This is a genomic window from Streptococcus sp. SM5 (genome assembly GCF_027497975.1).
Window position 1 is genome coordinate 87,926 of the sequence record NZ_JAJNSC010000015.1, and the last position, 6,575, is coordinate 94,500.

General features: G+C 38.9%; 7 protein-coding genes and 1 other annotated feature. Of the genes, 5 read left to right on the forward strand and 2 right to left on the reverse strand.

The genetic code is table 11. The features are described from left to right. Nucleotides 1-55: 55 nt before the first annotated feature. The 3 genes from rocS (at nt 56) to PAN07_RS11830 (ending at nt 3,119) form a co-directional block, all read left to right on the forward strand. Complete coding sequence (gene rocS, locus PAN07_RS11820) at nt 56-547, forward strand: chromosome segregation protein RocS (RefSeq protein ID WP_000021242.1); 492 nt, start codon at nt 56-58, stop codon at nt 545-547. Nucleotides 548-756: 209 nt separating this feature from the next. Next, nucleotides 757-1,347 (forward strand): 3'-5' exonuclease, encoded by a 591-nt coding sequence (locus PAN07_RS11825; RefSeq protein WP_125385964.1) that lies wholly within the window; start codon nt 757-759, stop codon nt 1,345-1,347. Nucleotides 1,348-1,355: 8 nt separating this feature from the next. Further along, on the forward strand, nt 1,356-3,119 hold the full coding sequence (locus PAN07_RS11830; protein ID WP_269797982.1) for a glycerophosphodiester phosphodiesterase: 1,764 nt from the start codon (nt 1,356-1,358) through the stop codon (nt 3,117-3,119). Between the two features lie 173 nt (nt 3,120-3,292). Here PAN07_RS11830 and PAN07_RS11835 read toward each other — a convergent pair whose 3' ends face one another. Together PAN07_RS11835 and PAN07_RS11840 are read right to left on the reverse strand one after the other, a co-directional pair. Continuing rightward, nucleotides 3,293-4,375 carry a DEAD/DEAH box helicase gene (locus tag PAN07_RS11835; RefSeq protein WP_084863227.1) on the reverse strand — a complete coding sequence of 361 codons (1,083 nt, stop codon included), beginning with the start codon at nt 4,373-4,375 and terminating at the stop codon, nt 3,293-3,295. Beyond that, nucleotides 4,372-5,349: a Gfo/Idh/MocA family oxidoreductase gene (locus tag PAN07_RS11840; RefSeq protein ID WP_269797983.1), complete on the reverse strand. Its 978-nt coding sequence runs from the start codon at nt 5,347-5,349 to the stop codon at nt 4,372-4,374. Before PAN07_RS11840 ends, PAN07_RS11835 begins: the two co-directional genes overlap by 4 nt. A gap of 153 nt (nt 5,350-5,502) precedes the next feature. Here PAN07_RS11840 and PAN07_RS11845 point away from each other — a divergent pair, with 153 nt between their 5' ends. Both PAN07_RS11845 and PAN07_RS11850 read left to right on the forward strand, forming a co-directional pair. After that, a complete protein-coding gene (locus PAN07_RS11845) occupies nt 5,503-6,195 on the forward strand; it encodes a YoaK family protein (RefSeq protein WP_064275914.1) in 693 nt (230 codons plus the stop codon). A 58-nt stretch (nt 6,196-6,253) separates the two neighbouring features. Continuing rightward, nucleotides 6,254-6,433: a sequence feature (ribosomal protein L21 leader region), on the forward strand. Between the two features lie 36 nt (nt 6,434-6,469). Next, nucleotides 6,470-6,575, forward strand: a 106-nt coding sequence (locus tag PAN07_RS11850) for a bL21 family ribosomal protein (protein ID WP_269797985.1), incomplete at its 3' end; no start/stop codon positions are given.

The following is a 6,575-nucleotide window of genomic DNA, read 5'->3' on the forward strand; positions in this document are numbered from 1 at the left end:
TAGCTTATGATAAGATTTAAGTAAAGAAAAGCTAGAAAACGTTTCAGAGGATATTATGAGTATTGAAATGACCGTCAGTGAGATTGCAGAGGTCTTAGGATTATCTCGCCAAGCAATCAATAACCGTGTCAAAGAATTACCAGAAGAAGACACAGATAAAAATGACAAAGGGGTAACAGTAGTTACCAGAAGTGGCTTGATTAAGCTAGAAGAAATCTATAAAAAAACGATTTTTGAAGATGAGCCTGTCAGTGAAGATGTCAAGCAACGTGAACTGATGGAGATTCTGGTTGATGAGAAGAATGCTGAAATTCTTCGTCTCTATGAACAATTAAAAGCCAAGGATCGTCAGTTATCAGAAAAAGACGAGCAGATGCGTATCAAAGACCGTCAGATTGCTGAGAAAGACAAACAACTCGATCAGCAGCAACAATTGACCCTTCAAGCTATGAAGGATCAAGAAAATCTTAAGCTAGAGCTGGACCAAGCAAAAGAAGAAGTCCAATCAACTAAGAAAGGCTTTTTTGCTCGTTTATTTGGAGGATAATCAAGGAGCTGTTTAGGTTAAATGCTAACCTGATGGCTTCTTTTATTTCTAATCTAAATAGTATAGTTGCTCAAGTAATACTCAATGAAAATCAAAGAGCAAACTAGGAAACTAGCCGCAGGCTGTACTTGAGTACGGCAAGGCGACGTTGACGTGGTTTGAATTTGATTTTCGAAGAGTATAAAATAACAGTATAGGAGAGGTATAGAATGGAACGATTAGAAGATTACATTGCTTTCGATTTAGAATTTAATCAGCACGAAGGACAAACACACTTGATTCAAGTATCGGCAGTGCGTTTTAGAGATGGTCAGGAAATAGATGCCTATGATTCCTATGTTCATACCAATGTGCCTCTAAAAAGTTTTATCAATGGTTTGACTGGGATTACAGCTGAGACCTTAAAAGATGCTCCTCCAGTGGAGAAAGCCATAAAAGAATTCCAAGAATTTGTAGGTTCTTTACCGATGGTAGGTTACAATGCTGCTAAAAGTGATTTGCCTATTCTAGCAGAGCATGGTTTAGACTACAGCCAGCAGTATAAGGTAGATTTGTATGATGAAGCTTTTGAACGTCGTAGTTCAGATTTACATGGTATTGCCAATCTCAAATTGCAAACTGTTGCCTCATTTCTTGGATTTCAAGGTCAGTCTCATAATAGTCTAGAGGATGCACGGATGACGGCGCGTGTTTACGAGTCCTTTCTAGAGTCGGATCAAGCTAGAGAATTGTTAGAGACAGAAAGTAGCCTATCAAACAATCCTTTTGGAGGCTTGGACTTGTCTCAATTATTTGACTAGGAGTGACTATGAAACCTGAAAAACCTAAAAATCTAGGTTTTAAGCAGATATACTTTAATCTAGATAAAATACTCTTTCTATTTTTCTTGGCTTTCATGATGATTGAGTTTGTCTGGTTACCAGCAAATTCTTGGATTGCTGGACTTTTGCTCCGTCAGACAGGCTATCTCTTTCTTTCCTATAACAATATTTTTGCCATTATAACGGGTTCACCCTTTATTAGTCTTGCTTTATTTGTTCTGGTAATTGTTAATTTACTGATTGCCTATTTTCAAATAGGACTCCTCTTTATCGGTGCTCGGCATTTATTATGTCATGAAAAGAGAACCTTGCTAGAGTACAGTCGCAAGGTCTTTCACCAAAGTTTCTTGTTTATGAAGCAAGTCACGCTTGCAAAGATAGCCTTTATCTTCTTTTATGTCATGATGCTCTTTCCATTGATTCGAAAGATTTTAAAGATTTATTACCTCAATAAAATTGTCATTCCGGACTTTATCGTTGATTATGTGGAAGACAAGTATTGGCTAGTAGGTATAGTGGTTACTATTCTGGCTTTACTGCTATTTTACATTTCAGTGCGTTTCATGTTTGCCCTACCTCAGCTTTTATTTGAAAAGAGAACAGTCAAAGAAGCTGTCAGATACAGTCTAGAGAAGACAAGAAAGCACTCCTGGTTTTATACTTGGAACTTGCTTTGGATTGTCGTCAAAACCTACCTATTTTTCATTCTTCTGTTGATTCCAATCCTAGCAAGTCAAGTGCTGATGGATGGTCTGACTCATAAGGAATCTCTTGTGCTGGGAATTATCAACTTTGTCTTGATTAAGAATTTCCACTACATAGCCTTGACTTATTTTCTCATTAAGTTTGTTTCCTTCCTAACAGGAGAAGAACTAGAGATCACACCAAGGAGAAAGAAAGATCACTGGATGAGATGGGGAGTGATGGGCTGTGCTTGTATCTTTTTCGCTCTTGAGGGTTATGTTTATTTGGAAGCTCCAGTGGCCAATAAACCTTTAATTATCTCTCACAGGGGAGTATCCAATAAGAATGGTGTGCAGAATACAGTTCAATCTTTAGAAAAGACAGCCCAACTAAGTCCAGACTTTGTTGAGACAGATGTTCAGGAAACGAAAGATGGCCAGTTTGTCATGATGCATGATGCCAATATCAAGAATCTGACAGGTGTTAATGCCAATCCACAGGATCTAACTTTGAAAGAATTAACCAAACTCGATATTTCAGAAAATGGTTATCATAGCAAGGTGTCCAGTTTTGATGACTACCTCAATAAAGCCAATGAATTGCATCAAAAACTTCTTATTGAGATTAAAACCAGTCGAAAAGATAGCCCTGATATGATGAAATGCTTTATGGAAAAATATGGAACGGTTCTTAAGCAGAATGGTCACCAAATGCAATCCTTGGACTACCATGTGATTGATCAGGTTTTAGCCTACGATTCTCAAATTCCAATCTATTTCATCCTACCTTATAATAGTATTTTTCCAAGAACCAAGGCTACAGGTTATACCATGGAGTATTCAACTTTAGATGAAAATTTTGTCAACAAGCTTTGGAATACCGATCAGAAATTGTACGTTTGGACCATCAATAGTTCAGAGTCCTTTGATAAATCAGTTCATTTGGGAGCAGATGGCATGATAACAGATGACTTGGAAATGATTCAAGAGCAGGTTACTATTGCCCAAGAAAATCCAGAGTATACTGATTTACTTTTCAAACAGGCTATGGAATTCTTTAATTTTTAGTAAGCAAAAAGAGCCTGAGACAAAATAGTTCTCAACCACAAAAAAGCAACGGCAAATACGTTGCTTTTTTGGAGATAAGGGACTATTGTCCTAGGCTCAGTCTTGAGATAAGGTCCATAGAAACTCGTATTCTGAGGATTTTATTTTAAATCAGAGGTTGGCTCTCTCCAACCTTATTTGATATAGAGTTCTTGATTTTTTAGGACAATTTCACGGACATTTGAGAATTTTTTGAGTTTTTTAAGTTCTTCTGGATGAGTGACGAGAGTGATAACATAACCTTCTTTACCCATGCGACCTGTACGGCCAGCACGGTGAGTGTAGGTTTCACTATCTCTAGGAACATCAAAGTTTACGACGCATTCTAGACTATCGATATCAATTCCACGTGCCAGAAGGTCTGTTGCGAGAAGCAGGGTTAGTTGCTTGTCTTTAAACTTTTCTAAGATAACTTTTCTAAATTTAACATTGACATCACTAGCGAGGGAAACAGCCAAGATATCCCGATACTGTAATTTTTCCTCTGCGCTTCCAAGGTCTGATAGGCTGTTAAAGAAGACTAGCCCGCGGAAATCCTCAACATGAGCCAATTTTCGTAGCATATCCACTCGGTGACGCTGGTCTACCTGCATATAGAAATGTTGAATGTTGTCCAATTTTTGGTCAGAGAGGTCAATGGTACGTGTATTAGGTACAATCTTTTCTTGGTCAAACTTGGTCGTCGCACTCATGTAGATGAGTTGGTGGTCACGAGGTGCGTAGTGAGTGATTTTCTCAACAAAGTGAATTTGAGACTCATCTAGCAATTGGTCAAATTCATCCAGGATGATGGTTTCTACATTCATCATCTTGATTTTTTTCAATTTAATCAGCTCAAAGATACGGCCAGGGGTTCCAATAAGAATTTCTGGTCCTTTTTTGAGTCGTTCAATCTGGCGTTTCTGACTTGAACCTGATAGGAAGAGTTGGGCTGTCAAACCGATAGCCTCTGCCCACGTTTTACATACATCAAAAATCTGTCCAGCAAGTTCTGTATTTGGTGCTAGAATCAAGAGTTGTTGCGCTTTTTTCTTTTGTAGTCTGAGAAGGCTTGGTAGGAGGTAAGCGAGGGTCTTGCCAGTTCCTGTTGGGCTCACTCCTAGAAGATTTTCTCCTGCAAGAATGGGCTCAAATAGTTGAGTTTGAATGGGGGTAAATTCTTGGAAACCGAGCTGGTCACTCAGTTCTTGCCATTCAGTTGGTAGTTTGGTTTTCATTTTTCTGCCTCAAATCTAATGCCAGCAGTCTGGCGCATGGTATATAGTAGGTCATGAACAGAGCTTGCATCGTCCAGCCAAGTCTGGTAGAGTGTCTGGTCTGGTTGCTGAATCGTCTGTGCAAATGCAGCGACTTCCTCAGTCATCGTATGAGGAGTCTGTTGGATAGGAAGATGGACTTGATTTCCTTGGTGGTCGGTAAAAATAGCTGAATGGACATGTTCAATCGTATTGAGGGTCAAGGTACCATCTGTCGTATAAATCTCGCAAGGAAGAGTGGAAGTGATATTTTTCCCAGCTTTGATATGAACTTGAAATTCAGGGTAGAAGAGGATACCATCTCCATTTAGGTCAATGCTATTGTCAAGCTGTTGAGCATGGTAAGTTGCGTCATTAGATTTTCCAAAAAGACGAACGACAGCATAGAGGGTATAAATCCCCAAGTCCATAAGGGCTCCACCAGCAAAACGGTCTGAAAAGACGTTAGGTGTCTGTCCAGCCAATAAGTCCGGCATCTTGGAAGAATACTTGGCATAGTTGAAATCTGCCCCTAACACTTGCTTGTCTGTTAAAAAGTTTTTGATAGTAGTGAAAGCTTTTTCATGATAATTACGAGCTGCTTCAAAGATAAAACAATTATTTTTCTCAGCTGTTTGAACCAAATCCAGCCATTCTTGTGGCTGCGTGACAGCTGGCTTTTCAAGAATGACGTGTTTGCCAGCAGATAATGCAACTTTTGCCTGAGCAAAATGCAAGGAGTTTGGACTAGCAATATAGACAACATCAAAGGAGCTCTTGAAGAAGTCCTCTAATTGATCAAAGAGTTGGATATCTTGATAGCGAGAAGCAAAGGTTGTCGCAGTTTCTAGTTTTCTAGAATAGACTGCGACCAGCTTGTATTCTCCACTGGAATGGGCTGCTTCTATGAAGTGGTGGCTGATAGCCCCTGTTCCGATGACACCTAATTTAAGCATAGTTACTCCTTTTCCGATTTCAAATCCTTCTTTCATTATAACATAGATAGACAGGACTATCCAACATAGGGTAAAAAATTTCAAATAAGCTACTAGGTCTTTTCCAAAGAAAGTGGTACAATAATGAGATGAGTAAATGAAATGGGAGGGAAAATGAGGTTATTACCTATAAGAAAAATATCACGTCAGTCTAAGAGGCTAGCGCTTTTTTTGACGTTTTGTGCAGGATATGTAGATGCCTATACGTTTATTGTGCGAGGGAATACTCTTGTAGCTGGACAAACTGGGAATGTCGTATTTCTTTCAGTGGGACTTATTCAACATAATGTGTCAGATGCGAGTGCTAAAGTAATGACCTTGCTAGCTTTTATGATGGGGGTCTTTTTACTAACAGTTTATAAGGAAAAATTGCGAATTGTGAAAAAACCAATTTTGTCACTGATTCCTTTGGGAATCTTATCAATAGTTATCGGTTTTGTGCCGCAGACTGTAGATAATATCTATCTAGTGCCACCCTTGGCCTTCTGTATGGGGTTGGTGACAACTGCTTTTGGAGAAGTGTCGGGTATTGCCTACAATAACGCTTTTATGACAGGGAACATCAAACGGACCATGCTGGCTTTTGGAGATTATTTTAGAACTAAGCACACTCCTTTTTTGCGTGAAGGTTTCATATTTGTTAGCCTGCTTAGTAGTTTTGTCCTTGGTGTGGTCTTTTCAGCCTATTTGACGATTTTCTATCATGAAAAGACCATTCTTGGTGTTCCTATTATGATGAGCATCTTTTACCTCAGCATGCTTTTTGCATCTTGGCAGAAAAAAGTAAAAGAAAAAGCTTCATTTTAGGTGTTATTACTTGTAAGAAAATAGGAGATATGCTATACTTGAAGAGTTGACTATGCACAATCCTGTGCAACCGCACGAACATCGTTGCTCGTCGTATAACAAATTTAAACTTCGTCATTGTCGCCTTGCCTAACATAAGTTATGTCTTCGGCTCAATTCCTAGTTTATTCTTTGTTATACTTAGAGCTCTTCTTTTAAGTGGTTCGTCCCACGATGCTAGGCGAGTCTTCACAAAAAATTCGGGGAAACCCATAAAAATCATAGGAGGTGCATAATGAGCACATACGCAATTATCAAAACTGGCGGAAAACAAGTTAAAGTTGAAGTTGGTCAAGCAGTTTACGTTGAAAAATTGAACGTTGAAGCTGGTCAAGAAGTTA

Excerpts from the sequence above, each read along its gene's own strand:
- PAN07_RS11830 (WP_269797982.1), top strand. The coding sequence starts at position 1,356 with ATGAAACCTGAAAAACCTAAAAATCTAGGTTTTAAGCAGATATACTTT.
- PAN07_RS11845 (WP_064275914.1), top strand. The coding sequence starts at position 5,503 with ATGAGGTTATTACCTATAAGAAAAATATCACGTCAGTCTAAGAGGCTA.
- PAN07_RS11825 (WP_125385964.1), top strand. The coding sequence starts at position 757 with ATGGAACGATTAGAAGATTACATTGCTTTCGATTTAGAATTTAATCAG.
- rocS (WP_000021242.1), top strand. The coding sequence starts at position 56 with ATGAGTATTGAAATGACCGTCAGTGAGATTGCAGAGGTCTTAGGATTA.
- PAN07_RS11835 (WP_084863227.1), bottom strand. The coding sequence starts at position 4,375 with ATGAAAACCAAACTACCAACTGAATGGCAAGAACTGAGTGACCAGCTC.
- PAN07_RS11840 (WP_269797983.1), bottom strand. The coding sequence starts at position 5,349 with ATGCTTAAATTAGGTGTCATCGGAACAGGGGCTATCAGCCACCACTTC.